Annotated in this window: 3 protein-coding genes; all 3 read left to right on the forward strand. The window is 36.1% G+C overall.

What is annotated here, in order from left to right; translation table 11 throughout:
* Positions 1-222: 222 nt before the first annotated feature.
* A complete protein-coding gene (locus ACUVXA_RS20190; RefSeq protein WP_445873091.1) occupies positions 223-1,551 on the forward strand; it encodes a DUF362 domain-containing protein in 1,329 nt (442 codons plus the stop codon).
* A gap of 98 nt (positions 1,552-1,649) precedes the next feature.
* Complete coding sequence (gene rd / locus ACUVXA_RS20195) at positions 1,650-1,814, forward strand: rubredoxin (RefSeq protein WP_445873092.1); 165 nt, start codon at positions 1,650-1,652, stop codon at positions 1,812-1,814.
* Positions 1,815-1,994: 180 nt separating this feature from the next.
* Positions 1,995-2,088 (forward strand): rubredoxin (locus ACUVXA_RS20200; protein ID WP_445873093.1); only part of this gene is annotated, 94 nt, incomplete at its 3' end.

Consider the following 2,088-nt stretch of genomic DNA (forward strand, 5'->3'; position numbering starts at 1 on the left):
AAGACAAGTTTTAGGTATTAAATATTTTTGAATCCCATATTGATTTTAAAAAAAGGAAACTTTTTCTAAATTTCAAATTAAAGGATTGCCATATAATATATAAAATTTATATTTACTATTTTCCATTAGGTAAAAGGTATGAAAGGTCACAAAATTTTGATATTTTTTCTCATAGAATAATCCTTAAAATGCAGGTAAGTTTTGTTCACTAAGGTGAAGAAGATGTCTAGGAGCAGAGAAGGGAGTAGGACAAAAACTCGGGTTGTGATTTCAAATATTTGGAATAAAGACTATGAAAGTTCAATAAAAGAGATATTTAATTACTTTGGAATTAGGAACATTATAAAAAATTTGAGGGGTAAGATCTACATTAAACCGAATATCACGAGTAGCATTTACTACGCTTATACCAATCCAGATATTGTGGCCTCTTTGATAAAAATACTGCGAAGTGAGGGATTTAGAAAAATATTTGTTATGGAGAATTGCACCCAAGCGGATTTCGGCAGAAACGCATTTATGGCAAGTAGAATGTTTGAGGCGGTAGAATCTGCAGGGGCAGAGTGCGTATTTTTAGACGAATTAAACCATATTCCAATCAGCTTGGATACGGGTGAAAAAGAATATGATTTGGAATTCCCGGAACTTATAATTAATGAACTGGTCAAAAAGAAGGGAAAGAATACCTACATTAGTATGCCAAAGCTGAAAACCCATGATATAACTATAGTTACCCTTGGTGTTAAAAATCAGCATGGGCTAATAAGTGACGCATCAAAACAGGTAGAGCACCACTATGGACTGCATGCTAAATTAGCCAGTATGCTGAAAATCATTAAACCGGATTTTACCATAATTGATGGGGAGTATGCAGTTGGAGAAGGCCCAGTCGCACCTAGACGCAAAAAAGATTTGATAAAAAAATATGACATCTTAATTGGAGGCAGAGACATCGTTGCGGTAGACACCGTTGGGGCCAAAGTATTAGGATATGAACGAAGTGAAATTAAACATCTAACAATAGCAACTGACATGGGTCTTGGATGCGGTAATCTAGAAGAGATAGAAATCATTGGAGACGTTCACCAATTTAGGGAAAGAGTACCATATGCAAAGGAAAGAATCTACCCACCGGAATTAAATATTAAAATAGTTGCCGGAAAAAAAATGGCCTGTAGGGAAGGCTGCCTTGGACAGGTAGAATCTATGCTAGACATGTTCCTCTTTGATGCCAATGGTAAAGGCAACTTCAGCGTAGTTGCTGGCAAAGGATTTCAAAAAAGCGATTTAGAGAACTTGCCAGAGCCAATAGTTATTGTAGGAGATTGTGCAATAAAAGAAGTAGGTGACTATCTTCAAACCAAATATAAAGATGTGCGAATTGTGAGAAAGTGCTCCGACATTACAGCAATATCAACTATTCTTCTCGATGTTGTTAAGCCAGATGCGAACATTCTTGCCGATGGCATGGATATCCAAAAACGTATCGAAAACGAATTGATAGCTATAAAGAAAGGATGCAACTCAATATTTATGAAACTAACAAACTAAAATAAAGGTGAACAGACTTTTTCTGGGGATAAATGATATAAAGAAATAAGTAGATTTTTACAAAGTGATTAGCTAAAATTTAAAGGAGGAATAAAGGGATGCAGAAATGGGTATGCACATCCTGCGGATATATTTACGATCCAGAGGTCGGAGACCCGGACGGAGGAGTAGAACCAGGAACCCCCTTTGAAGATATTCCAGATGACTGGGTTTGCCCAGTTTGCGGAGTGCCCAAAGACATGTTCGAACCCCTAGAAGAATAGACTGAAAACAACCAAAAATTACATTTTTTTAATTTTTATAAATACCGTGAGAACTAAACCGTTCCGCTTCAATTTCATTCAAGTTTAGAAATTTGTTTTATAAATCTGTGATTCAAAAACCAAATATTCATAATTTTGAATTTTGAGAAATGATTACTTAAAATTGAAGGAGGAAAAGTGATGCAGAAATGGAAGTGTATGGCTTGTGAATATGTTTATGATCCAGAGGTCGGAGACCCGGACGGAGGAGTAGAACCAGGAACCCCCTTTGAAG

The sequence above is a fragment of the Candidatus Jordarchaeum sp. genome (genome assembly GCF_052745115.1).